Genomic DNA, 23,698 nt, shown 5'->3' on the forward strand with positions numbered 1-23,698 from the left:
CCCCGATCAGGCGAAATAGCCACCCATTCCGACGGCACAGAGTTCCCGCTGACCTCGCGAACCGGTGAAGACCAGGAGCATTCGGGATCAGACTCGGGCATGACGTTGATCACTTTCCAACCCCTTGGACGGTCAGCGAAGTTTCCACGCCGAAATCGGCTGGTAGCGATGATTCCGCCGGCAGAACGGCGCCGCGACCAAGACTTTATCCGGCCACCACGGACGTTGTGACCAACCTGTTATCGCGGACACAGCGAAGTACGCCCGTCTGGGCTAGTTCGCCGCCGCCCTCCTGGCGACCACGGGGTTGACAACCGTGCCCGCGACACTCGTACCCGATCGGGTACGGCCGAACTGGACCGCCCAGGCTGACCGGCGAGCGGCGCCTTACATTGAGCGGCGATGAGTACCGAACGTCGCCGGGCACGCAGGCAGCCCACCAAACTGTGGCGGGTGCCGGTGATCCGCACGCGCCGGATCACCCCGCGGATGGCCAGGATCACCGTCGGCGGCCCGCAGATCGACGACTTCGCCGGTGCGGGCACGGACGAGAACGTGATGCTCTACCTGTACGAACCCGGCGCCGAACTGCCCGAGCCGCTCACCCTGGAGTCGGCGCGGGTGGCGATGTCGCGGGTCCGTCCGTACATGCGCACGTACACCATCCGCAGGCACGACCCGGTGGCGAACGAGATCGACTTCGACTTCGTGCTGCACGGTGATCACGGGCCCGCGTCGAAGTGGGCGTCGAACGCCCAGCCCGGTGACGAGGTGATCTTCGTCGGCCCGTCGCCCGCGTACCAGCCCGACCCTGACGCCGACTGGCACCTGCTCATCGGCGACGAGACCGCGTTGCCGGCCATCAGCTCGATCATGGAGGCGTTGCCCGGGGCACGAATCAGGGCGTTCGTCGAGATCGAGAACGCCGCCGAGGAGCAGGACGTCGACGTCACGTGGGTGCACCGCGACGGCGTTCCCGCAGGCAGCAGCGAACCGTTGGTGAAGGCGCTCACAGCCGCGGAGTTCCCGGACGGCACACCCGCGGTCTGGGCCGCGGGCGAACGCCAGGTCATGCAGGCCGTGCGTGAGGTCCTGGCCGAGAAGGGCATCGACCGGGCGAGCGTGCGCCCGGCCACGTACTGGCGGCTCGGCCACACCGGGTCCTAACAGGAACTTCCCTTCCCACAAGAGCGTTGTTCCGAAAGGAACTCGGGAAGGAGGGCACCGTGCACCGGCACTACAACGGGGTGAAGACCGCATTCCTGCTTGGCGGCATGAGTGCTCTCATCCTGCTGGTCAGCTCGCTGTTCGGGCGCACCGCGCTGATCATCGGGCTGCTGATCGCGCTCGGTGTGAACGCGTACGCGTACTTCAACTCCGACAAGATCGCGCTGCGCGCCATGCGGGCGCGTCCCGTGTCGCAGTGGGAACAGCCCGCGATGTACCGGATCGTCAGCGAGCTCGCGAACGCCGCCCGGCAGCCGATGCCGCGGCTGTACATCAGCCCGACGCAGGCACCCAACGCGTTCGCGACGGGGCGTAACCCCCGCAACGCCGCCGTGTGTTGCACCACAGGCATCTTGGAGATCCTCAACGAGCGTGAGCTGCGGGCCGTCCTCGGCCACGAACTGTCGCACGTCTACAACCGCGACATCCTGATCTCGTGCGTGGCAGGCGCGCTGGCCAGCGTCATCAGCTTCCTCGCCAACTTCGCGATGCTGTTCGGTTTGTTCGGCGGCGAGGACGACGACCGGCCGAACCCGCTGGCGATGCTCGTCATCGCGATCCTCGGCCCGGTCGCGGCCGGCGTGGTGCGGATGGCCATCAGCCGTTCCCGCGAGTACCAGGCGGACGAGTCCGGTGCCGAGCTGACCGGCGATCCGCTCGCGCTGGCCTCGGCGTTGCGCAAGCTGGAGATCGGCACCCAGCAGGCTCCGCTGGCGCCCGAACCGGCGATCGCGTCGCAGTCACACCTGATGATCGCCAACCCGTTCCGGCCGGGTGAACAACTGGCACGGTTGTTCGACACGCATCCGCCGATCGCCGAGCGAATCCGGCGACTGGAGGACATGGCCCGTCGCGGGCTGTGACGTCTGGCGGTGTGAACGGACCGCTTCCACTGGGATGGTCCGAGTCATGGTGGACGGTGACCTCCGGCAGCGATTGGTCTACGGCGACCAGGACGCGCTGACTGAGGTGTACGACCTGCACAGCGCGACGGTCTACGCCGTCGCCTTGAGCGTGACGGGTGATTCCTCGGTGGCGGAGGACATCACGGTTGACGCGTTCGTGAGCCTGTGGAATCGTCCGCTCGCCTACGATCCCGCTCAGGCGAGCCTGCGGTGCTGGCTGGCTGTGCTGGCCCACCGGCTCGCGGTGCAGTGGTTGCGGCACAACAACATTCCCAGTCAGCGAGTCGAGGTGGAACGGCCCGTGGCGTTGGCGTCCTTACCGGACCTGACCAGACAGGCACTGGAACTGGCCTACTACCAGGGCCGGACGTACCAGCAGATCGCGATCGAGCTCGGAATCCCCGCCGGGACAGCGAAATCCCGGCTCCGCGCCGGTTTGCGGGAACTGGCGGCCGGGCGGTGAGTGACCACGCGGCGGTCTCGTCGCTGCTCGCCGCCTGGACGATGGACGCGTGCTACCGGCCGGAATCCGAAGCCGTCGAAGCGCACCTGCGGACATGCGAGACGTGCCGTGCCGAGGTCCGTACGCTCACCGAAGGCACTCAATACCTTGCCGGAACAGGGAGTCCGCCGCCCGAGCGGGTGCGGGACAGAGTCGCGGCCGTAGTCGGTCCCTGCGCAATCCCTCCGTACGCCAAGGCTTACGCGGCGTCCGTCGCCGCACTTGACGCACTGTTGAAGGAACTTGACGCGCACGAGTGGACCGGAGTCGTGGCACACGACCCGTGGACCGTGCTGGAACTGGTCGTCCACCTGACCGCCACCGACAACCTCGTCGCCGACCAATTAGGTCTGCACGTCCACCCGCCGGTACGACCCGGCGACGACCCGGACACGCGCACGGAGCAGTTGCTGGCCATGCCGCGTGACCAAGAGCGGGTCTGGCAGGAGTGGCGGCGCCAAGCCGACGCGATCTGCCAGGCACTGGCCGTCCGATCCCTGCCACAGGACCTGATGCTGTCCCGGGCGTACGAGACGTGGATTCACGCGCGCGACATCGCTTTGGTGACGCGGAAAGCACTACCGCCGCCACCACCGGAGCACATGCACGCCATCGCGGACTTCGCCGCACGACTGCTGCCCCACGCCGCCGCCTACCGCCGGGTGGCACGTCCGGGCAACGTCGTCCGGCTGGTGCTCACCGGACCTGGCGGTGGCACGTGGACGCTCCCGCTCGGCGGGCCGGACCTCGGCGTCACCGTCGAGATGACCATGGACGTGATCCAGTTCTGCCTGCTCATGGCGGACAGACGGGAACCACGCTCGGTCGATGTGATGATCAGGGGAGACGTCGAACTGGGCTACGACCTGCTCGACGCCGGACCGGCGCTAGCGCCGCGCTGACAGGGCCGACTTCGCGACGGACATCACATAGTCGCCGTACCCCGACTTCGCCAGCCGCGCCCCCAGCGCGAAGCACTCGTCCGGTGTGATGTACCCCATCACCAGCGCGATCTCCTCGAGGCACGCGATCCGCACACCCTGGCGGTGCTCCAGGACCTGCACGAACTGGCCCGCCTCCAGCAGCGAGTCGTGCGTGCCCGTGTCCAGCCAGGCGAACCCGCGGCCGAGGTCGACCAGCTTGGCCCGGTCCTGCCGCAGGTACGCCAGGTTCACGTCGGTGATCTCCAGCTCACCGCGGGCCGACGGCGTCAGGCCCTTGGCGATCTCGACGACCTGGTTGTCGTAGAAGTAAAGACCGGTGATCGCCCGGTTCGACTTCGGCTCGGCCGGCTTCTCCTCGATGGACAACAGCCTGCCGGACGCGTCCACCTCGCCGACGCCGTACCGCTGCGGGTCCTTGACCGGGTAACCGAAAAGCGTGGCGCCGTCCAGTGACGACGCCTCCCGCTTCAACATCCCGGAGAAACCCTGGCCGTAGAAGATGTTGTCGCCCAACACCAACGCGACGTCATCGTCACCGACGAACTCGTCACCGATGATGAACGCCTCCGCCAGACCGTTGGGCTCGGCCTGCTCGGCGTACGAGAAGCTCAATCCGAACTGGGAACCGTCCCCCAGCAGACGCGCGAAGTTCGGCAGATCAGCGGGCGTGGAGATGACCAGGATCTCCCTGATCCCGGACAGCATCAGCACCGAGATCGGGTAGTAGATCATCGGCTTGTCGTACACCGGCAGCAACTGCTTGGAGATGGCCTGGGTGATCGGGTGCAACCGGGTCCCGCTGCCCCCGGCGAGCACGATGCCGCGCATCAGCGGTAGTTGGTGAACTGGAGGGCGATCCCGAAGTCCTTGTTCTTCAACAACGCGATCACATCCTGCAGGTGGTCCTTCTTCTTGCCGGACACCCGCAGCTGGTCGCCCTGGATCTGCGCCTGCACACCCTTCGGGCCCTCGTCACGGATGGCCTTCGCGATCTCCTTGGCCTTGTCGGCCGCGATGCCCTGGAGGATCTTGCCGGACGCCTTGTAGACCTTGCCGGACGGCTTGGGCTCGTCGGCCTCGAACGCCTTGAGCGAGATCCCCCGCTTGATCAGCTTCTCCTTGAAGACCTCGATGGCGGCCAGACACCGCTCCTCGGTCTCGGCCTGGATGGAGAGCGACTCCTCGCCGGTCCAGTCGATCTCGGCACCGGTGCCACGGAAGTCGAACCGGGTCGACAGCTCCTTGCCGGCCTGGTTGATCGCGTTGGTCACCTCCTGCCGGTCGACCTTGCTCACCACGTCGAACGACGGGTCCGCCACGTCACCGCACCTCCGAGTCGATCCACCAAAAGCCCAGGCGATGCTACCGCTGAACGCGCAACGGGATACCCGTTGGCACCCGGCTTAGGGGGTTGGGTACAGTTTGGTCACCCCGGCGGGTTGCCCGAGTGGCCAAAGGGAGCTGACTGTAAATCAGCCGCGCAAGCTACGGCGGTTCAAATCCGTCACCCGCCACGGGCTCAGGGCGACTCTGCTCGTTGCTTCGCAACTTCGCAGGGTCGCCCTTCCATCATTTTGGGGGGCCGAGCCCCCCACACCCCCCACGGTGCTTGCTCCGCACCTTCCAGCGCTGGCCGCGTTCGGCTCGGACCAGCGGCTCGACCCCGGCCGCGAGCCGGGCGTTCGCGCCTGATGTGGTTGCCTCCCCTTGTTAAGCGCCGTACGACCTGCGTCATGCGGCCGTGTCGCTGCGGGTGTACGCAAAGTGTCTGACGGTGGCGAACAAGAGGCCCGACGACGGGTACAGGAGGGGTTGGCCGGGCTGCAAGCAGACTCTGTAGAGCCCTCAACGATCTTGATGGGACATCCATGGACCCCTATCCGTCGGCCTGGTGCACTTGTGCACCAGGCCGGTGTAGTATTGCACCGGGGTAGGCACGCACGAGGAGGACCGCCATGTCAGGTGCGCAAAGGTCACATCCGGTGGCCGCTGCAAGATTCACACATCTTTGGAGCGGAAATGGCCAGTTCGGGTCGGCACCCGAAGAAAGAGATTGCCGATGCGCTTCGCCGAGCTGAAAAGATCGGGCTTGTCGTCCGAGAGATCGGCCGCGGTCACCGGTGGGGTGAGGTGATGTGCGAGCCATGTCGAGCAAGTCGGGGTATTTGGTCAACGCCTCGCGACCCAGGCACGCATGCCAAGCAGATCGACCGGTTTGCCGCGCAGCACACCCATGGCTAGGTACTTTTAAGTCTCGATGGCCTGAAGCACAGAGAGGAGGTAGGCCGTGGCCGCACATGTGTTCACCTTAGTGCTCAATCGTCGGCCTACCGACAACGAGCTGGACGAGCTTTTCGCAGCAGGCTGCGATGACGCGTCGTTCGGCATGGAGGACAGTCTCCCGATCGCAGAATTCGATCGGGAGGCACCTACTATGGCAGACGCGATTGTTTCAGCGGTCCGCTCGGTTGAGTCGGTTGGGCTGGTGGCTGTTCGTGTTCTAGACCAGGACCTGGTGACCTTGGCCGATATTGCGGACCGCATCGGACAAAGTCGCGAGTCGGTGCGGCGGTATGCCACAGGCGCAAGAGGGAACGGGGGCTTTCCACCGCCCGTCAACCCCGTACGTGACGGCACCGTCTTCTACCGGTGGAGCGAAGTCGCGCCATGGCTCCGACAGCATCTCGGGATGGACGTATCTGATGCCGACCCGGCGCTAGTGGTGGCGAATCTGGTGCTCCAGGCTAGACAACACCGGGACCGGGTAGCTCACATGGCCGCGCTGTCAGAACTACTGATCGCGTAAACGCCTGACGACTCCCCGGAAGGCCTACAACGAAGCGTGGCGTGGGCCATCCGTGGGCCCGTGGACACACTCCGCACTATGAGTACCACGTGTAATTCCAGGTCAGAAGGTACATGGATCTTGAGCGGCGAGCATTCTGCAAATCAGCCGCGCAAGCTACGGCGGTTCAAATCCGTCACCCGCCACGGGCTCAGGGCGACTCTGCTCGTTGCTTCGCAACTTCGCAGGGTCGCCCTTCCATCATTTTGGGGGGCCGAGCCCCCACACTCCCCACGGTGCTTGCTCCGCACCTTCCAGCGCTGGGCACTTTCGCTGGGACCAGCGGCGCGGCTTCGCCGCGAAGCTAAGGGTCAAGGGCGTCGGGGTTGAGAATCGGGACCCCGCGAGTCGCACAAGATCGACTGTGTGTGATCATCATCTCCATGCTCAAGCGGGTTGGTGCCACTTTGTCTCTGGCGGTGTTGTGGATGGCTGCCGCCTCCGTGACGTCGCCTGCGCTCGCGTACGCCTGGTATGGCATGACCTGATAGGCAGAGCCCCCTGGTGGACCAGGGGGCTTGCGCTTGGGTTCAGAATTCGTGGGGTTTTTCGGGTAGGCGGTCGAGTATCCGGCCCACCAACTTGATCAGGTGCTGAAGCTGGCTGTCGATCGAGTCGAAGCGCGCCGTGTGCTCGTTCAGGGTCACCGTGTGCTCGTTGAGGACGCCGTGTGCCTCCGCTGTATGGCGACGGCCTCCCGCAGCAGGGCGGTGCTATCCCTCTCGACCACGGGCCGAGTGTCTCACAATCGAACACACGTGCGGCATGTCACGGATGGGTGATTCGTGGTCAGCCGCGGATCTCCATGGTGCAGCACTTGGGGCCGCCGCCGGACTTCTTCAGCTCCGAGATGTCCACGAAGATCGGTTCGTAGCCGCGGTCCTCGATCTGGGCGGCGAGGGCGGTCGACTCGGTCGGCAGGATGACGTTGCGGCCGTCGGACACGGCGTTGAGGCCGAAGGTCTCCGCGTCCTCGGCCGTGGCGATCACCGCATCCGGGAAGAGACGCCGCAGGACGCGCTGTGAGCCCTCGGAGAACGCGCCGGGGTAGTAGGCGACGTTGGGCTCGTCCTCGTTGAGCACGAACAGTGCCGTGTCGAGGTGGTAGTAGCGCGGGTCGGTCAGGTGCAGGGACACCACCGGGACGCCGAGGACTTCCTGGGCTTCGGCGTGGGCGCCGGGGTCGGTGCGGAAACCGGTGCCTGCCAGCAGGTAGCGGCCGGTCCACGCGAAGTCGCCTTCCGCTTCGTTGATGCACGTGGGCATCACGATGTTGTGGTAGCCGTTCTCGTTGAACCACCTGCGGTAGTGGTCCGCCTCCGCGGCTCGTTGTTCCGCGCGGAACCGGGCGCCGAGGACGCGGCCGTCGATCACGGTCGCCGAGTTGGCCGCGAAGACCATGTCGGGCAGTCCGGGCTGGGGTTCGATCGTCTCGACCTTGTGGCCGAGGTCGACGTAGGTGTCGTGCAGCGTCTGCCACTGCCGCATCACGAGGTCGTGGTCCACCGGCTTCGCCGGGTCCATCCACGGGTTGATCGAGTACGCGACCTCGAAGTACCGCGGTGGGCACATCAGATACCGCCGGGTCGTGGGCATCCGGTCCGCAGATGTCATGGATCGAAATGTATGGCCCCCTTCGAGTACGGATCAAGGTCGTACTGTTGCGCTTGAGCATGCAGAATGTTGCGTGTGGACTCGATAGATCAGCGAATCGTTTCGGAGCTTGTCGCCGACGCCCGATCGAGCTATGCCGAGATCGGCAAGGTCGTCGGGCTGTCGGCGCCTGCGGTCAAGCGCAGGGTTGACCGGCTGCTCGACCGCGGCGTGCTGCGCGGCTTCACGGCCGTGGTCGACCCGGAGGCCCTCGGCTGGGGCACCGAGGCCTTCGTGGAGGTCCGTTACCGGGGCAACGTCTCCCCCGGGCAGATCCGCGCGAGCCTCGAACCGCTGCCGGAGGTGGTTGCGGCTTACACGGTCTCCGGCGCGGCCGACGCGATCGTGCATCTGCGGGCCGCGGACATCCACCACCTCGAGGACGCGCTCGAGCGGCTGCGAGGTGTGGACATGATCGACCGCACGGTCTCCACGGTCGTACTGTCCACGCTGCTCGAACGGTCACCCGCCCCCGAGCCCCGGACGTGACTTGACGGACTGTCCGATCCGCCGGGACGCCAGGTGGATCACCACGGTCCGCACCGTACGGTTCAAGGCATGACCGAGGTGCTGCTGGAGCGTGACGGCGGGGTCGCAGTCATCACGCTCAACGTTCCGCAACGGCGTAATGCGTTGACGCTGCCCATATCGGCGGCGCTCGTGGATGCCGTGCGGGAGTGCGAGAACGACGAGAGCGTGCACGCGATCGTCGTCACAGGTGCGCCACCGGCGTTCTGCGCGGGTGCCGACCTCACCACTCTCGGCGACGCCCACGAAGAGGGACTTCGCCGGATCTACGCGGGTTTCCTGGCGTTCGCCGACTGCGGCCTGCCGACCATCGCCGCGGTCAACGGCGCCGCGGTGGGCGCGGGCCTGAATCTGGCGCTCGCATGCGACATACGCATTGCCGGTCCGAACGCAAGGTTCGACGCCCGGTTCCTACAGATTGGGATTCACCCGGGTGGCGGCATGACGTGGATGTTGCAGCGCGCCGTCGACCGGCAGACGGCCGTCGCCATGACGTTGCTCGGGCACATCCTGGACGCCGAAGCCGCAGTTGAGCGGGGCCTTGCCTGGCAGGCCGCCGACGACCCGGTCGCCGCCGCCGTCCAACTGGCGAGCGGTGCGGTGAACGCGCCACGGGACCTTGTCAGGACCACGAAACAAACTTTGCGCACGACCTCGGGCAACGTTGATCATGCGAATGCCGTTGAAACTGAATTGAGAGCACAGGTGCACACCCTGGAGTCGGCCGAGTTCGCCGAGCGGCTGGAGAGGCTGCGAACGCGGATCACCGGCCGCTCGTAGGTGTTACCGCCGGTAACATATACTTATGGCATGTGACGTAGACCGCTTCGCCAGGTGCCGGTCCAACCCCGGTATCTACCTTTGGTAACAGGTAATGACTAGCCCGACTGCGGCCAGGTGCGAGGCCGGCTCGACATTCGAGGACTAGGCTCGAAGCGGGGTAAGCAACTGAATTCACGGTTGCGGCAGAGAGGGATCAGGCGAGCCCAATGAGCACAGGTGTCGAGGGTGAAACCAACGGCCACGCGCTGAAGTCGACCAGGCACACCGAGATCACGAAGCTCGACCGGGTCGTGATCCGGTTCGCCGGCGACTCGGGCGACGGCATGCAGCTCACCGGTGACCGGTTCACATCGGAGGCCGCGGCCTTCGGCAACGACCTCGCGACGTTGCCGAACTTCCCGGCGGAGATCCGCGCTCCGCAGGGCACACTGCCCGGTGTCTCGAGCTTCCAGCTGCACTTCGCCGACTACGACATTCTCACGCCCGGCGACCGGCCGGACGTGCTTGTCGCGATGAACCCGGCGGCGCTGAAGGCCAACATCGGCGATCTCCCACCAGGTGGGACGCTGATCGTCAACACCGACGAGTTCAACAAGCGCAACCTGCAGAAGGTCGGCTACGACACCGACCCGCTCCAGGACGACTCACTGGACTCCTACCAGGTGCACAAGGTCGCGATGGCGACGATCACGCGCAGCGCGCTGGAGGAGACCGGGCTTTCCAAGAAGGACGCGGAGCGCGCGAAGAACATGTTCGCGCTCGGCCTGCTGTCCTGGATGTACCACCGCCCCACCGAGGGCACCGAGCAGTTCCTGCGGGAGAAGTTCGCCAAGAAGCCGGACATCGCCGAGGCCAACATCTTGGCCTTCCGCGCGGGCTGGAACTACGGCGAGACAACCGAATCCTTCGCCACGACCTACCACGTGGCGCCGGCGAAGCTGAACCCCGGCACGTACCGGCAGATCACCGGCAACACCGCGCTGGCGTACGGGATCGTCGCGGCGGGACAGCGGTCGGGGCTGGAGGTCGTGCTCGGCACGTACCCGATCACGCCGGCGTCGGACATCCTGCACGAGCTGTCCAGGCACAAGAACTTCGGCGTGACGACCATCCAGGCCGAGGACGAGATCGCCGGTATCGGCATGGCGCTCGGCGCCTCGTACGGCGGCGCGCTCGGCGTGACGTCGACCTCGGGTCCCGGTATCGCGTTGAAGTCCGAGACGATCGGCCTCGGCGTGATGACCGAGCTGCCGTTGGTCGTGATCGACGTCCAGCGCGGTGGCCCGTCGACCGGTCTGCCGACCAAGACCGAACAGGCCGACCTGTTGCAGGCCATGTACGGCCGCAACGGTGAGTCACCTGTGCCGATCATCGCGCCGCAGTCGCCCGCCGACTGTTTCGACGCCGCCGTCGACGCCGCACGGATCGCGTTGGAGTACCGCACTCCCGTGCTGTTGCTGTCCGACGGTGCGATCGCCAACGGCTCGGAGCCGTGGCTGATCCCGGACGTCGAGACGCTGCCGGACCTGCGCGTGACGTTCGCGACCAAGCCCAACGCTACCGACGGTTCAGACGAGCACTGGCCGTACGTCCGCGACCCGGAGACTCTGGCGCGCGAGTGGGCCGTTCCCGGCACGCCCGGTCTTCAGCACCGGATCGGCGGCCTGGAGAAGCAGGACGGAAAGGGTTCGATTTCCTACGATCCGGCTAACCATGACCACATGGTGCGCCTGCGCCAAGCCAAGATCGACGGCATCAAGGTCCCGGACCTCGAAGTGGACGACCCGTCCGGCAAGGCACGTGTGCTCGTGCTCGGCTGGGGTTCGTCGTTCGGGCCGATCGGCGCGGCCTGCCGCCGGGTCCGCAAGCTCGGGCTCGCCATCGCACAGACACACTTGCGGCACCTCAACCCGTTCCCCGCGAACCTCGGTGACGTGCTGCGCTCGTACGACCGGGTGGTGATCCCGGAGATGAACCTCGGTCAGCTCGCGATGCTCATCCGCGCGAAGTTCCTGGTCGACGCGATCAGCTACACGAAGGTGGCCGGCCTGCCGTTCAAGGCCGAGGAGTTGCAAGGGGTGTTCACAGACGTTGTGAAGGGGGTCCCGGCATGACCGCCATCGACCTCGGGCTGCCCGGCCTGGCCGGAATTCCGACCACGGACGAGAAGCAGACCGCGAAGGACTACAAGTCGGACCAGGAGGTCCGCTGGTGCCCGGGCTGTGGCGACTACATCGTGCTGAACGCCGTGCAGGCGTTCATGCCGACGCTCGGCCTGAAGCGCGAGAACATCGTGTTCGTGTCCGGCATCGGGTGCTCGTCGCGGTTCCCGTACTACATGAACACCTACGGCATCCACTCGATCCACGGCCGCGCGCCGGCGATCGCGACCGGGCTCGCGGTGGCGCGCCCGGACCTGTCGGTGTGGGTGGTGACGGGTGACGGCGACGCGTTGTCGATCGGCGGCAACCACCTGATCCACGCGCTGCGCCGGAACGTGAACCTCAAGATCCTGTTGTTCAACAACCGGATCTACGGCCTGACCAAGGGGCAGTACTCCCCGACGTCGGAGACCGGCAAGATCACCAAGTCCACGCCGATGGGGTCGCTCGACCACCCCTTCAACCCGATCTCGCTGGCGCTGGGCGCCGAGGCGACGTTCGTGGGCCGCGCGCTGGACTCCGACCGCAAGGGCCTGACCGAGGTCCTGCAGGCGGCGGCGCAGCACCGCGGTTCGGCGCTGGTGGAGATCTACCAGAACTGCCCGATCTTCAACGACGGCGCGTTCGACGTGCTGAAGGACCCGGAGGAGAAGGAGCGCAGGCTGATCCCGCTGCGGCAGGGTGAGCCGGTCCGCTTCGGCCCGGACGGCGACTACGGCCTGGTGCGCAGCGGGTTCGGCGGTCTGGAGATCGCCAAGGTCTCGGAGGCGGGCGAGGAAAACCTCGTCGTGCACGACCCGACCATCGACGACCCGACGTACTCGTTCGCGCTGTCGCGCATCGGCGGCGAGGACCTGTCCCACACGGTCACCGGCATCTTCCGCAACGTGCAGCGGGCGACGTACGACGACCTGGCCCGCGACCAGATCACGACCGCCAAGGCCGCGAAGCCCGCGGACCTGCAGTCGTTGCTGCGCGGCCGGGACACCTGGACCGTCGAGTGATCGTGTCCACCATTCCGGCACGCTGAAAGTCACGTTCCGGCACCTCGAAATGCCCCCAGGCGATCGCCTGGGGGCATTTCGAGGTGCTGGAACGGGTGTTTCGATGTGCCGGAAAGGTGGACACGGGGTGCCGGAAAGGTGGACACGGCGCTGGCGTCAGGCGCTGACGGACTTGAGCAGTTCGTTGAGCTGGTGGGTCATCCGGGTGATGTCGGCGGGGAAGAACGTGCCGCCGTCGACGTCGTCGCGGCCCAGTGTCTGCACGAGGTAGCGGCCCGCGTCCGTGTCGACCCAGCCGAGGCCGGGTGCCCGTTTGACGTTGCCGTTGCGGTCGCGGCCGGTCACCACGAAGTGGCCGGAGCCGACACGCTTGCGGCGCAACATCTCCTCGGCGGCGCGCAGCTGGGCCGGGTTCGTGGTCTGGGCGCGGGCCACCGGCTGACGGAAGCCGACTTCCTCGTCCGCTGGCACCGGGTGCGCCTTGGGTTTGGTGATGGTGACCGACTGGCCCGGTCCCGCCTTCAACGGCGGCAGCAGCGCGGCGATGCCGCGGGCCAGGCCTTCCGGCCGGATCATCTGGAACTTGAGCACCTGGTCGTCCTGGACGACGATCATGCCGCGCCTGGCCGTGACCGCGCCGCGGGCGTAGACCTTCCGGCCGCCTTCGACGTCGCCCATCACGGCGATCGCCACCTGGTAGTCGTTGAACAGCCGTAGCGCCGTGGTCACTTCCGGGCCAAGGCGCTGGTGGTCGGCCAGGCCGCGGTTGATCAGGTCGTCCCTGATCGCGCCGGCGATCCGTACCCGGTCCTCGGCGTACTGGCCGAAGCTCGGAATGTCGAACGGGTACACCCGGCAATTGAGCTGCAGTCCCTCGGACAGGATGTCGACCGCCGCGAAGGACAACCCGAACGTCGTGGGCATCTGCCGCCAATCTACTTCTGTGCAATCCCCGCGAGCACGTTACCAACCCGGCGCCTGCGGGGCAGCGAAAAGCAAAGTTCGGTTGCGGCCCGCGGTCTTGGCCGCCAGCAACGCCAGATCGGCCGCGTTGACCACCTCGTCGAGCGACGAGCCGTGCTCCGGGTGGGCGGCCACGCCGACCGACACCGTCACGGTGCCCAGGTTGTCGATCCGGCGGCGGATGCGCTCGGCCACGGCCAGCGCGTCGTCCAGCGACGTGCAGGGAAGCAGGATCACGAACTCCTCGCCGCCGAACCGGCCGACCACATCGGTACCGCGGACTTCGGATTTCAGCACGTCCGCGACGGCTTTCAGGTGTTTGTCGCCGACCAGGTGACCGTACTTGTCGTTGATCGTCTTGAAATTGTCCAGGTCCAGCATGAGCAAGGCGGAACTTCCGCCGTGCCGCAACCGCGCCGTCGCGTCCTTCGACCACGAAGCGGAATTCAGCAGACCCGTTTTCGAATCGACTCTGACCTGATCCCGTAACTGACGAATCAGCACACCGCGGTGCAACGCGAGCGCTATCCCGACGATCAGCACAAGAATGATCGGCCAGTCGACCAGAGCCCAGGCGAGCACGATGCCGAGCGCGATCGCGGACCCGCTCAACGCGTAGTCACCCGCTTCGAGATCATGCGGGGCCGCGTAATAGATCAACACGGAATCGACGATCAGGAAAACCAGGCCCGCACTCACCACGAGCCCGAAGGACGCCACGTCACGCGGCATGCGGTCGAACGGCACGACGCTCACCCACGCGAGGAACGCGTAGGCCGCGTATCCGGCGACGATCGTCGCCGCGGCCGAGACCGCCTTCCCCGACCGGTTGCGAATCCATTGGGAGGTGTACGAGGCCACGATCACCGCGGCCGACAACGCCGGGTGCAGCAACAGCACCGCCGCGAACATCCACACCGAATTGAGGTCGATGAACGGCCGGCCGGTCCGGCGCAGCCGCTCGATCGGCCGGGACAGTTCCGGGTAAACCACCGCGCAGAAGATCAGCAAACCGAAAGGCAGCAGATTTTCCGAGCGCACCGGAATGGTCGACAATGCGGTGAAGGCGCCCGCGAGCGAAAGTATCGGATAACCGATCAGAGCCCGTCGCGGGAGCCGCCACAATGTCCAGCGCCGCGCGATCTGATCTGTCATGTCCCAGCACCGTAACGGACGGTGTGGTGCGCGTCACTCCGACATCAGGGGCATAGAAACCTAGGACAGGACACGGAAACCCACACGTTCGGCGTCGCTCGGGGACCGGAACCACACCTCCGCGACAATCCGGTCGAATTGCGGGTTGTCCTGAGTGCAGTACCGCAGCGCGGTCACGCTCGCCTTGACGTTGAACTCCGGCGCGGGCGCGCCGCCACCGGGCAGCGGCATCGCCGAACCCGGGCCGAACGGGCCCGGCGGCACGAAGTCCTCCGGCTGGGACGACTCGGCCTGCTCCTGGCCGGCGACCGGGACGACCGGCTCGAACAGTGACCGGCCGGCGTTCTGGGCTTCCTGCGCCGGGGCAGCGGCGGGCTCGAACTGTCGCGTCTGCTCGGGCGCGGGCAGTGGCTCGGGCTTGGGCTCGGGCTTGGGCTCGGGCTTGGGCACCTGAGGCGGCTCGATGTGCTGCGCGGGTTCGGAATCCGGCGCGGCCGCCGCCTTGGGCTGGTAGGGCTGGACCTGCTCGGGCGGTGCCTCGTTGTCCAGCGTGCGGATCACGTCGTCGGAGATCGGCGTGGTGTGCTGGGTGAAGATCGTGCCCCGCTCGTCGACCCGCTCGTCGTCCTGGACGTCGGTGATCAGGTGCGGGTCCGGTTCGTCCTCCTTGGCGAACCAGTCCTCACCCGTCGGCTCGGCCTTGTCCGGGATGCGCAGGTCCGCGGGCGGCACGAACACCGTGGTGCTCTCGGTGAACTCACGGAACGGGCGGTCCGACAGTTCCGTGTCGTTCTCGTCGGGGATCGGCGGCTCGGGCGGAGCCGTCGGGTCCAACCGGGACGAGAACGTCTGCGCCGGCGGTTTCGCCACCGGCTCAGGCAACGGCGGCAGCTCCGGCGGAGCGGTCGGGCCCGGCTGCGCGGAGGCCGGCATCGGTGGCGGCGGCAACTTCGGCACCGGCGGCGGCAACACCGGCTGCTGGACCAGCGGCTGCTGAACCGACTCCTGCGGCGGCATGGGCGGTGCCTTGGGCGTGTCGAAGAGGTCGTCGAGGAAGCGGTCGGCCTCCCGTCCCATCGGCGGACCGACGGGCTCCACGACACGGGTCGGCTGCCTGGGCTCACGAGGCGAGCGCGTGGCCGCCTCCTCCAGCTCGACCACCCGCCTGCGGGTCGGCTTGACCAGCAGCAACCAGGTGAACAACACCCCAAGCAGGAACGACCCGAGGCTCCAAAGCCAGACCTGGCCGAAGATCTGCATGCACTCGCTCCCTCGTGGACCCCACCCCTTTGTCAAGATTACGGGGTTAAGGAATCACGGACTTAGCGGGTCCGCTCGATGACGTACCGTGTCAGCAGCTCGAGGGCGTCGCGTGCGGAACCTGCGGGCAGAGGCGCCAGCGCGGCGTGTGCGCGCTCGGCGTACTGCTCCAGGGTCTCCCGTGCACGCTGCATGCCCGTCGAGTCGCGCAGCAGTTCGAGCGCTTCCTCGACCTCGGCGTCGTCGGAGATCGGTCCGGCGAGCAGCTCGGTGAGACGGTCGTTGCCGGGATGCGACAGTGCGTAGATCATCGGCAGGGTCCTGACGCCCTCGCGCAGGTCCGTGCCGGGGGTCTTGCCCGACTCGGCGGCGGGGGACGCGATGTCGATGATGTCGTCGGAGATCTGGAACGCCGCGCCGATGATCTTGCCGTAGCGGTGCAGTGCCTCGGTCTGCTCGGCCGTGGCGTTGGAGAACATCCCGGCGTAGCGACCGGCGGTGGCGATCAGCGAGCCGGTCTTCTGGCCGATGACCGTGAGGTAGTGGTCCACCGGGTTCTCGCCGGGCGCCGGGCCGACGGTCTCCCGCATCTGGCCGGTGACCAGTTCGGAGAAAGTCTCGGCGATGATCCGGGCGGCGTCCGTGCCCAGGTCGGCGACGAGGCCGGACGCGTGGGCGAACAGGAAGTCCCCGGTCAGGATGGCGATGGTGTTGTCCCACCGGGCGTTCACGCTGGCCGCGCCGCGCCGCATGGTCGCCTCGTCCATCACGTCGTCGTGGTACAGCGTCGCCAGGTGCACCAGCTCGACGGCCGCGGCCGCGGTGATGACCTCGGGCAACGGGCCGTCGGCCACGTGCGAGGAGATCAGGGTGAACAGCGGACGGAAACGTTTGCCACCCGCGTTGACCAGGTGCAGGGCTGCCTCGTCGATGAACGAGACGTCGCTGTCGGCGACCCCGTGCAGGATCTTCTCCACGTCGGAGAGCGCCAGGCCAACGGCCTTCACCAGGTCCGGATCGGCCGCGCTCAGCCCTAGTGGCAGGCGCGGGTCAGGCGTCTGTTCGGCTGTCACGTCGTTGTCGCTCCCCCGGCAGCAGTGGTACCAGTCCGCTCAGCGTAATCGCTGATACGGCGGTGACAGCCGTCAGGGCTGCAGACCGTGGCGCACAGCACGCTCCCAGGTAACGGAAGGTATCCGAAGCTCGCCGCCCTCGGGGTTCTTGCTGTCCCGAACCCGCACTAAGCCAGGGGCGTCAAGGTTCACCTCGACACAGTCACCGTTGGGGTTGCTGAAGGTGGACTTGAACCAGCCGCTGGACGGTAACCGCAGCTCGCCGCCCTGTGGGTTCTTGCTGTCCCGAACCCGGACGAAATGAGGGGTATCGAGGTTCACTTCAACACAGTTGCCGTTGGGACTGCTGAAACTCGACTTGAACCAGCCCTGAGTCATGCCAACTCCTTGAGCGCCTGCCGGATGCGAGCCTGTGAATCCGCCTGGTCCAGTGCACGCTCCGAGGCATCCTCGAAGCTCGCGGCCACTTCGAGCACCTTACCGCGATTCTCGACAATGGTCTGCGCGGTAACGCTCTCATGCCACAACACATCCGGCAGCCGTGGCGCGGCGAAGGTGAACACCACCGCCGAGTTCCCGATCAACGGATGCGAGCCGACGCTGAACGGCATCACCCGGAGCTCGACCGATTCTCGGGGCAAGCCAAGGAGATGTTCCAGTTGGCCACGCATGACTTCTCGGCCACCGACCTGCTGAAGCAGTGCGGCTTCGCCGACAACTGCCCATAGCTTCAGCGGATCCTCACCGGTCAGCCGCTCCTGGCGGCGCATCCGGGACTCCACCCGGGCGTCCACGTCGACCGGCCGGATGTAAGGGCCGCCGCCACGGATCATCGCCCGCGCATAGTCGGCGGTCTGCAACAAACCTGGGATGACCTCGCCCTGATAGGTCCGCACACTCGCCGCACCGGCCTCGAATCCGAGGAACCGGACGAAGTCGTTCGAGTAGATCTGGGCGTAGTCGTGGTACCACTCGCGGCGGTCCGCGCCAACGCGCAGCTCCTCCAAAGTGGACATCTCATCCTCGGTCAGCCCATAGACCTTGGCCACGTCCGGCATCCGGAAGGCAGGCATCTTCCGCTTGCCCGTCTCGATGGCCGAGAGGTTCGCGCCGCCAAGCCCGGTCGCCTTGCCCGCGGCGGCGACGGTCATCCCCAGTTCGTCACGCCGCTCCTTGAGGCGGATGCCCAGTTCCCATGCCTGGACGGTGCTTGAAGTCGCCATGTCACCCGATCGTGGATTGCTCGCTTGATTACTATCTGCCAGCCTAATAGGAGAATAATCGCACAGGAGGTCGGAGATGGCTAACCGGTTCGCGTACACCTTGCTCGACCTGCGCAAGCAGGAGCTTGATCGGGCCTACTACGAGATCGTCCACCAGCTTGAGGTCGACCCGGCCGACGTCGGACTTGAGGCACTGGCGAAACGACTCACCGCCTGGGCGATGGAGATCCTCCGGGCCGAAGTCGTCGCCAGCGGCATGTACAGCGCCGAACTCAGCACGCTCGACGAACAGGACGAGCCCGACACGTACATCTACGCCGTGACCATCTGCCAAAACGGGTCCGACCAGGTTGTCACCTGGCCGGACCCGCGTGGATTCATCGATGTCTAGAAGGCGAACGTGCCTGTCCCCGCCCAGTCCAGGGCGAAGGCGGGCACCAGGCCCAGCACGAGCGTGACCAGCACGCCGAGGGTGATGGCAGCGGTGGTGAACGTGCCGGGGACCGTCACGGTCGGGCCGTCCGGCGCCGGGTCGCTGAAGAACATCAGCACGATGACCCTCAGGTAGAAGAACGCCGCCACCGCCGAGGCGACCAGCGCGATCACCACGAGCGGCGCCATGCCGTCCTGGATACCGGCCGAGAACACCACGAACTTGCCGATGAACCCACTGGTCAACGGGATACCGGCCATCGCGAGCAGCAGGAACGCGAACACCCAGGCGAGCACGGGCGAGCGCTTGGCCAGCCCCGCCCACTGGGACAGGTGCGTCGCCTCGCCGTTCGAGTCACGCACGAGGCTCACCGCGCCGAACGCGGCCAGCGTCGTGAAACCGTACGTGAGCAGGTAGAACAGCGTGCCCGACAGGCCTTCCGGCCGCAGCGCCAGCGCACCGACGAGCAGGAAGCCCGCGTGCGCGATCGACGAGTACGCGAGCATCCGCTTGATGTCGGTCTGCGTCAGGCCGAGCACCGCGCCGATCACCATCGAGGCGACCGCCACGACCCACAGCACGCCACGCCATTCCCAGCTGGTCGACTCGAAGCCGACGGTCAGCACGCGCAGGATGCCGCCGAACGCGGCGACCTTCGTGCACGCGGCCATGAAAGCCGTGATCGGGGTCGGCGAGCCCTGGTACACGTCCGGCGTCCACGCGTGGAACGGACCGACCGACGCCTTGAACATCAGGCCGACGACCAGCAGACCGAAGCCACCGAACAGCAGCGTGTCGGACGCGGCCGAACCCGCGGCGGCGTTGGCGATGTCGGCCAGCTTGACCGAACCCGCGTAGCCGTACAGCAGAGCCAGGCCGTACAGGAAAAACGCCGAGGCGAACGCGCCGAGCAGGAAGTACTTGACCGCCGACTCCTGCGAGATCAGCCTGCGCCGCCTGGCCAGACCGCACATCAGGTACAGCGGGAGGCTGAGCACCTCGAGTGCGATGAACATGGTCAGCAGGTCGTTGGCCGCGCAGAAGATCATCATCCCGGACAGCGCGAACAGCGTGAGCGGGAAGACCTCCGTCTGCATGCCGCCGGACGCCATCTGCGCGCGGTCCTGCACCGTGCCGGGCCGGATACCGGCCTGGGCGACGAACGCGCCACCGCGCTCGACCGTCCGGTCGGCGATCAGCAGCAGCGCACCCAGCCCGAGGGCGAGCAGCGTGCCCCACAGGAACAGGGCGGGCCGGTCGACCGCGATGGTCCGGTACAGCGTGGTCAGCCCGCGCTCCGGCGAGTCGGTGACGTACAGGACGAATGCCAGTCCCGCGCCGAGGATCGCCAGCAGGGACAGCGTGACCTGCGCCGCCCACCGGCTCGCCTTGGACACGAACGCCTCGACCAGCACCCCGATGCACGCCGCGCCGAGCAGGATCAGGACCGGCAGGATCGCCGAGTACTCGATCTGCGGCGCGTCGATCGGCGCCTGCGGTGGTGGTTGTAGAGCCAACACGTCACTTGCCTCCCACTGGGTCGGCCAGGCCGACCGACTGCAGCGTTGCGTCCACCGTCGGCTGGAGCACGTCCAGCACCGGCGCCGGGTAGAAGCCCAGGAAGATGATCAGGATGACCAGCGGGGCCAGCACGACCTTCTCGCGCACGCCGAGGTCGGAGATGCCGACCTTGGCCGGGTCGGTCGCCGCGCCGGGACCGCCCGCCACGCCGACCAGCGCGTTGCCGCGCACCGGCCCCTGGAAGACCCGCTGGTACGCCCAGAGCACGTACGCCGCGGCGAGGATCATGCCGACCGCGCCGAGGATCGCGTAGACCGGGGCGTTCGGGTACGACCCGACCAGCACCAGGAACTCGCTGACGAAGGAGTTCGTGCCGGGCAGCGACAACGCCGCCAGACCACCGAACAGGAACAGCCCGGCCAGCAGCGGGGTGACCTTCGACAGACCGCCGTAGTCCGAGATGAGCCGCGAGTCGCCCCGCGCGATCACCATGCCCACGACCAGGAACAGCATTCCGGTCGCCAGACCGTGGTTGACCATGTAGAGCGCCGAACCGGCGATCGACTGGGTCGAGAAGGCGAAGATGCCCAGGCCGATGAACCCGAAGTGGGCGATGGAGATGTACGCCATCAACCGCTTCATGTCGTTCTGGCCGGTGGCCAGGATCGCGCCGTAGATCAGGCCGAGCACCGAGAGCACCAGCACCAGCGGCGCCAGTTCCTGGCTGGCCGCCGGGAACAGCGGCAGGCAGTAACGCAGGAAGCCGAACGTGCCGATCTTGTCCAGCACACCGACCAGCAGCACGCCGGTGCCGATCGGGGCCTCGGCGGTCGCGTCCGGCAGCCAGGTGTGCAACGGAACCAGCGGCGCCTTGATCGCGAACGCCACGAAGAAGCCGAGGAACAGCCAGATCTGCGTGCTCAGCGGCGCCTGGTCCATCACGTTCGACAGCGTCTGCCAGTCCAGCGTGCCGACACCGTTGTTGTAGTCCGCGCTCACCACGTACAGGCCGATCACCGACGCGAGCATGATCAGCCCGCCGAGCAGCGAGTACAGGAAGAACTTCATCGCCGCGTACTGCCTGCGCGGCCCGCCGAACCGGCCGACCAGGAAGTACATCGGGACCAGCACGGCCTCGAAGAACACGTAGAACAGGAACACGTCGGTCGCGGCGAACACGCCGACCATGCCGGTCTGCATCACCAGCAGCAGCGAGTAGAAACCCGCCGCGCCACGGCCTTCCGGCAGCTTGTCGGCCCACGACCCGCCGATCACGATCGGGGTGAGGACGCCGATCAGCGCGATCATCGTCAGCGCGATGCCGTCGATGCCGAGCGAGAAGTGCACGCCGAACGCCGGGATCCAGTCCACCGACAGGGCCAGCTGGATGCGCGAACCGTTGGGCACGAACGTGATCCACGCCGGGATGACCAGCGCCAGCTCGACCAGGGAGACCGTCAGCGCGGTCAGCTTGGCCATCCGGTCGTCCTTGAGGAACGCCACCACGATGCCGCCGAGCAGCGGCAGCAGCAGCAACGCGAGCAGATAAGCCGCGCCGCCACTGGACGTGCCCGCGGCCATCGGGGCCGAAGAAAAGTTCATCAGGAGAACCTCACCATCAGCAGCGCGGCGACCACGAGGATCCCGCTCGCCAGCATGCTCAGCGCGTACGAACGCACGAACCCGGTCTGCAGCCGGCGAAGTCTGCCGGAACTACCGCCGAACGACGCCGCGATCCCGTTCACCAGGCCGTCGACGCCCTTGTTGTCCACGTAGACCAGAGCGCGGGCCAGCCAGGTGCCCGGCCGGGCGACCAGGGCCTCGTTCAGGTGGTTGCCGTACAGGTCCGCGCGAGTGGCGCGAACGACCGGCGAGACCCGGGCGGGCTTGACCACCGGGACGTCCTTGCGGCCGACGATCAGCCACGCCAGCAGCACGCCGAGCACCGACAGGCCGATCACCAGGATCTGGATCATGCCGTGCGAGAGGACTCCGTGCTCGACCTCCTGCAACGGCTGCAGCGACGGCGCCAGCCAGGTGACGAACCGGTCGCCGGAGGTGAAGAAGAAGCCCGCGCCGACCGAGCCGATCGCCAGGATGATCATCGGGATGGTCATCACGGACTTGGCCTCGTGCGGGTGGAAGTCCGAGCCGTCCTCGGCCTTCAGCTCCTTCCAGCGCTGCTTGCCGAAGAACGTCATCAGCACCAGACGGGTCATGTAGAACGCGGTCAGCCCGGCGCCCAGCAGCGCCGCGCCGCCGAACACCCAGGCGCGCCAGCCTTCCTGGCCGAACGCCGCCGCGATGATCGCGTCCTTGGTGAAGAAGCCGGAGAACGGCGGGATGCCGATCAGCGCGAGGTAGCCGAGCAGGAACGTGCCGAACGTGATCGGCATGATCCGCCACAGGCCGCCGTACTTGCGCATGTCCACTTCGTCCTTCATGGCATGCATCACCGAACCGGCCCCGAGGAACAACCCGGCCTTGAAGAAGCCGTGCGCGACCAGGTGCATGATGCCCAGCGCGTAGCCGAACGGGCCGAGGCCGACCGCCAGGATCATGTAGCCGATCTGCGAAACCGTCGAGTACGCCAGGACTTTCTTGATGTCGTCGTACGCGCAACCGATGACGCACCCGATCAGCAACGTGATCGCACCGATGATGACCACGACCAGCCGGCCGTCGGCCGAGAGGTTGTAGATCGGGTTGGCGCGGGCGATCAGGTAGACACCCGCGGTCACCATCGTCGCGGCGTGGATCAGGGCGGAGACCGGAGTCGGGCCCTCCATGGCGTCCGGCAACCACGCCTGCAACGGGAACTGGCCGGACTTACCGCAGGCACCCAGCAGCAACAGGATCGTGATCGCGGTGACCGTGGCCGGCGACAGCTCGCCGACCCGGGCGAACACCTCGGTGTACTGCGTGGTGCCCAGGTTCTTGAACAGCAGGAAGATCGCGACCGCCAGGCCCACGTCACCGACGCGGTTCATCAGGAACGCCTTCTTCGCCGCGGTGGCCGCGGACGGGCGGTTCTGATACCAGCCGATCAGCAGGTAGGACGCCAGACCCACGCCTTCCCAGCCGAGGTACAGCGTCACGAAGCTGTTGCCCAGCACCAGGATCAGCATCGCCGCGACGAACAGGTTCAGGTAGCCGAAGAACCGGCGCCTGCCGTCGTCGTCGGCCATGTAGCCGACCGAGTAGATGTGGATCAGCGAGCCGACACCGGTGATCAGCAGCACGAACGTGATCGACAGCGGGTCGATCCGCAGTCCGAAGTCGACGTTCAGCGCGTTCACGTTGATCCAGGAGAACAGCTTGGCTTCCTGGACCTGGCTGCTGCCGGAGTCGAAGAACAGCGCGATGCCGATGGCGAACGAGGCGACGACCGTCGCGATGCCGAGCAGGTGGCCCCACGCGTTGGTGCGACGGCCGCCTACCAGCAGGACGAGTGCGCCGAGGGCGGGCAGCGCGATCAGAAGCCACGCCGAGCCGGCCAGTCCGCTCGCCGGGACCA

At 66.8% G+C, this 23,698-nt stretch carries 22 protein-coding genes and 1 tRNA gene; 11 read left to right on the top strand and 12 right to left on the bottom strand.

What is annotated here, in order from left to right:
* Positions 1 to 402 precede the first annotated feature (402 nt).
* The 4 genes from GC106_RS37085 to GC106_RS37100 are packed head-to-tail and all read left to right on the top strand — an operon-like array spanning position 403 to position 3,536.
* Positions 403 to 1,167, top strand: a complete 765-nt coding sequence (locus GC106_RS37085) for a siderophore-interacting protein (RefSeq protein WP_173140260.1) — start codon at positions 403 to 405, stop codon at positions 1,165 to 1,167.
* Between the two features lie 59 nt (positions 1,168 to 1,226).
* Positions 1,227 to 2,090: a zinc metalloprotease HtpX gene (gene htpX, locus GC106_RS37090; RefSeq protein ID WP_173140262.1), complete on the top strand. Its 864-nt coding sequence runs from the start codon at positions 1,227 to 1,229 to the stop codon at positions 2,088 to 2,090.
* A 46-nt stretch (positions 2,091 to 2,136) separates the two neighbouring features.
* Positions 2,137 to 2,595, top strand: coding sequence for an RNA polymerase sigma factor (locus GC106_RS37095; protein WP_217281427.1), 459 nt, complete (start codon positions 2,137 to 2,139; stop codon positions 2,593 to 2,595).
* The gene (locus GC106_RS37100) at positions 2,592 to 3,536 is read left to right on the top strand and encodes a maleylpyruvate isomerase family mycothiol-dependent enzyme (RefSeq protein ID WP_173140266.1); all 945 of its coding nucleotides are present in this window, start codon (positions 2,592 to 2,594) and stop codon (positions 3,534 to 3,536) included. The genes GC106_RS37095 and GC106_RS37100 overlap by 4 nt, the downstream gene beginning before the upstream one ends.
* On the opposite strand, the gene rfbA is transcribed toward GC106_RS37100, so the two are convergent.
* Together rfbA and GC106_RS37110 are read right to left on the bottom strand one after the other, a co-directional pair.
* Positions 3,522 to 4,406 (bottom strand): glucose-1-phosphate thymidylyltransferase RfbA, encoded by an 885-nt coding sequence (gene rfbA, locus GC106_RS37105; RefSeq protein ID WP_173140268.1) that lies wholly within the window; start codon positions 4,404 to 4,406, stop codon positions 3,522 to 3,524. The two genes, GC106_RS37100 and rfbA, sit on opposite strands and share 15 nt — an antisense overlap.
* The gene (locus GC106_RS37110; RefSeq protein WP_173140270.1) at positions 4,406 to 4,897 is read right to left on the bottom strand and encodes a YajQ family cyclic di-GMP-binding protein; all 492 of its coding nucleotides are present in this window, start codon (positions 4,895 to 4,897) and stop codon (positions 4,406 to 4,408) included. Before GC106_RS37110 ends, rfbA begins: the two co-directional genes overlap by 1 nt.
* Positions 4,898 to 5,011: 114 nt before the next feature.
* On the opposite strand from GC106_RS37110, the gene GC106_RS37115 reads away from it, so the two are divergent.
* Positions 5,012 to 5,092 (top strand) — tRNA-Tyr (locus GC106_RS37115).
* A 773-nt stretch (positions 5,093 to 5,865) separates the two neighbouring features.
* The gene (locus tag GC106_RS37120; RefSeq protein WP_173140272.1) at positions 5,866 to 6,384 is read left to right on the top strand and encodes a helix-turn-helix transcriptional regulator; all 519 of its coding nucleotides are present in this window, start codon (positions 5,866 to 5,868) and stop codon (positions 6,382 to 6,384) included.
* Positions 6,385 to 7,212: 828 nt separating this feature from the next.
* On the opposite strand, the gene ddaH is transcribed toward GC106_RS37120, so the two are convergent.
* Positions 7,213 to 8,037, bottom strand: a complete 825-nt coding sequence (gene ddaH / locus GC106_RS37125; protein WP_376777804.1) for a dimethylargininase — start codon at positions 8,035 to 8,037, stop codon at positions 7,213 to 7,215.
* 75 nt (positions 8,038 to 8,112) lie between these two features.
* On the opposite strand from ddaH, the gene GC106_RS37130 reads away from it, so the two are divergent.
* The 4 genes from GC106_RS37130 (at position 8,113) to GC106_RS37145 (ending at position 12,553) form a co-directional block, all read left to right on the top strand.
* Positions 8,113 to 8,565, top strand: a complete 453-nt coding sequence (locus GC106_RS37130; RefSeq protein ID WP_173140274.1) for an Lrp/AsnC family transcriptional regulator — start codon at positions 8,113 to 8,115, stop codon at positions 8,563 to 8,565.
* A 69-nt stretch (positions 8,566 to 8,634) separates the two neighbouring features.
* Positions 8,635 to 9,384 (top strand): enoyl-CoA hydratase, encoded by a 750-nt coding sequence (locus GC106_RS37135; RefSeq protein ID WP_173140276.1) that lies wholly within the window; start codon positions 8,635 to 8,637, stop codon positions 9,382 to 9,384.
* 209 nt (positions 9,385 to 9,593) lie between these two features.
* Complete coding sequence (locus GC106_RS37140; RefSeq protein WP_173140278.1) at positions 9,594 to 11,501, top strand: 2-oxoacid:acceptor oxidoreductase subunit alpha; 1,908 nt, start codon at positions 9,594 to 9,596, stop codon at positions 11,499 to 11,501.
* On the top strand, positions 11,498 to 12,553 hold the full coding sequence (locus tag GC106_RS37145; protein ID WP_173140280.1) for a 2-oxoacid:ferredoxin oxidoreductase subunit beta: 1,056 nt from the start codon (positions 11,498 to 11,500) through the stop codon (positions 12,551 to 12,553). Before GC106_RS37140 ends, GC106_RS37145 begins: the two co-directional genes overlap by 4 nt.
* Before the next feature lie 156 nt (positions 12,554 to 12,709).
* Here the strand turns inward: GC106_RS37145 and GC106_RS37150 are convergent, their stop codons facing one another.
* The 6 genes from GC106_RS37150 to GC106_RS37175 form a co-directional block, all read right to left on the bottom strand.
* Positions 12,710 to 13,477: an ESX secretion-associated protein EspG gene (locus GC106_RS37150; RefSeq protein WP_173140282.1), complete on the bottom strand. Its 768-nt coding sequence runs from the start codon at positions 13,475 to 13,477 to the stop codon at positions 12,710 to 12,712.
* Between the two features lie 39 nt (positions 13,478 to 13,516).
* Positions 13,517 to 14,671 carry a GGDEF domain-containing protein gene (locus GC106_RS37155; RefSeq protein WP_246367689.1) on the bottom strand — a complete coding sequence of 385 codons (1,155 nt, stop codon included), beginning with the start codon at positions 14,669 to 14,671 and terminating at the stop codon, positions 13,517 to 13,519.
* A 60-nt stretch (positions 14,672 to 14,731) separates the two neighbouring features.
* Positions 14,732 to 15,931 carry a sunset domain-containing protein gene (locus GC106_RS37160; RefSeq protein WP_173140284.1) on the bottom strand — a complete coding sequence of 400 codons (1,200 nt, stop codon included), beginning with the start codon at positions 15,929 to 15,931 and terminating at the stop codon, positions 14,732 to 14,734.
* A gap of 62 nt (positions 15,932 to 15,993) precedes the next feature.
* Positions 15,994 to 17,004 (bottom strand): polyprenyl synthetase family protein, encoded by a 1,011-nt coding sequence (locus GC106_RS37165; protein ID WP_312873184.1) that lies wholly within the window; start codon positions 17,002 to 17,004, stop codon positions 15,994 to 15,996.
* Positions 17,005 to 17,076: 72 nt separating this feature from the next.
* Positions 17,077 to 17,382, bottom strand: a complete 306-nt coding sequence (locus GC106_RS37170; RefSeq protein ID WP_173140286.1) for a DUF397 domain-containing protein — start codon at positions 17,380 to 17,382, stop codon at positions 17,077 to 17,079.
* On the bottom strand, positions 17,379 to 18,227 hold the full coding sequence (locus GC106_RS37175) for a helix-turn-helix domain-containing protein (RefSeq protein ID WP_173140288.1): 849 nt from the start codon (positions 18,225 to 18,227) through the stop codon (positions 17,379 to 17,381). The genes GC106_RS37170 and GC106_RS37175 overlap by 4 nt, the downstream gene beginning before the upstream one ends.
* A 76-nt stretch (positions 18,228 to 18,303) precedes the next feature.
* Between GC106_RS37175 and GC106_RS37180 the strand changes: the two genes are divergently transcribed.
* The gene (locus tag GC106_RS37180) at positions 18,304 to 18,618 is read left to right on the top strand and encodes a hypothetical protein (protein ID WP_173140290.1); all 315 of its coding nucleotides are present in this window, start codon (positions 18,304 to 18,306) and stop codon (positions 18,616 to 18,618) included.
* On the opposite strand, the gene nuoN is transcribed toward GC106_RS37180, so the two are convergent.
* From nuoN to nuoL, 3 genes are read right to left on the bottom strand one after another with little or no spacing between them, the layout of a single operon-like run.
* On the bottom strand, positions 18,615 to 20,180 hold the full coding sequence (gene nuoN, locus GC106_RS37185; RefSeq protein ID WP_312873185.1) for an NADH-quinone oxidoreductase subunit NuoN: 1,566 nt from the start codon (positions 20,178 to 20,180) through the stop codon (positions 18,615 to 18,617). The two genes, GC106_RS37180 and nuoN, sit on opposite strands and share 4 nt — an antisense overlap.
* Before the next feature lies 1 nt (position 20,181).
* Complete coding sequence (locus GC106_RS37190; protein ID WP_246367697.1) at positions 20,182 to 21,783, bottom strand: NADH-quinone oxidoreductase subunit M; 1,602 nt, start codon at positions 21,781 to 21,783, stop codon at positions 20,182 to 20,184.
* A complete protein-coding gene (gene nuoL, locus GC106_RS37195; protein ID WP_173140334.1) occupies positions 21,783 to 23,681 on the bottom strand; it encodes an NADH-quinone oxidoreductase subunit L in 1,899 nt (632 codons plus the stop codon). The genes GC106_RS37190 and nuoL overlap by 1 nt, the downstream gene beginning before the upstream one ends.
* Positions 23,682 to 23,698 lie beyond the last annotated feature (17 nt).

The sequence above is a fragment of the Kibdelosporangium persicum genome (genome assembly GCF_013280595.1).
Classification (GTDB): domain Bacteria; phylum Actinomycetota; class Actinomycetes; order Mycobacteriales; family Pseudonocardiaceae; genus Kibdelosporangium; species Kibdelosporangium persicum.

What these genes read in the sequence shown, in the direction of transcription:
- GC106_RS37085 (WP_173140260.1), top strand. Translation starts at nt 403, where the DNA reads ATGAGTACCGAACGTCGCCGGGCACGCAGGCAGCCCACCAAACTGTGG.
- GC106_RS37095 (WP_217281427.1), top strand. Translation starts at nt 2,137, where the DNA reads ATGGTGGACGGTGACCTCCGGCAGCGATTGGTCTACGGCGACCAGGAC.
- rfbA (WP_173140268.1), bottom strand. Translation starts at nt 4,406, where the DNA reads ATGCGCGGCATCGTGCTCGCCGGGGGCAGCGGGACCCGGTTGCACCCG.
- ddaH (WP_376777804.1), bottom strand. Translation starts at nt 8,037, where the DNA reads ATGACATCTGCGGACCGGATGCCCACGACCCGGCGGTATCTGATGTGC.
- GC106_RS37135 (WP_173140276.1), top strand. Translation starts at nt 8,635, where the DNA reads ATGACCGAGGTGCTGCTGGAGCGTGACGGCGGGGTCGCAGTCATCACG.
- GC106_RS37140 (WP_173140278.1), top strand. Translation starts at nt 9,594, where the DNA reads ATGAGCACAGGTGTCGAGGGTGAAACCAACGGCCACGCGCTGAAGTCG.
- GC106_RS37145 (WP_173140280.1), top strand. Translation starts at nt 11,498, where the DNA reads ATGACCGCCATCGACCTCGGGCTGCCCGGCCTGGCCGGAATTCCGACC.
- GC106_RS37150 (WP_173140282.1), bottom strand. Translation starts at nt 13,477, where the DNA reads ATGCCCACGACGTTCGGGTTGTCCTTCGCGGCGGTCGACATCCTGTCC.
- GC106_RS37155 (WP_246367689.1), bottom strand. Translation starts at nt 14,671, where the DNA reads ATGACAGATCAGATCGCGCGGCGCTGGACATTGTGGCGGCTCCCGCGA.
- GC106_RS37160 (WP_173140284.1), bottom strand. Translation starts at nt 15,931, where the DNA reads ATGCAGATCTTCGGCCAGGTCTGGCTTTGGAGCCTCGGGTCGTTCCTG.
- GC106_RS37170 (WP_173140286.1), bottom strand. Translation starts at nt 17,382, where the DNA reads ATGACTCAGGGCTGGTTCAAGTCGAGTTTCAGCAGTCCCAACGGCAAC.
- GC106_RS37175 (WP_173140288.1), bottom strand. Translation starts at nt 18,227, where the DNA reads ATGGCGACTTCAAGCACCGTCCAGGCATGGGAACTGGGCATCCGCCTC.
- GC106_RS37180 (WP_173140290.1), top strand. Translation starts at nt 18,304, where the DNA reads ATGGCTAACCGGTTCGCGTACACCTTGCTCGACCTGCGCAAGCAGGAG.
- GC106_RS37190 (WP_246367697.1), bottom strand. Translation starts at nt 21,783, where the DNA reads ATGAACTTTTCTTCGGCCCCGATGGCCGCGGGCACGTCCAGTGGCGGC.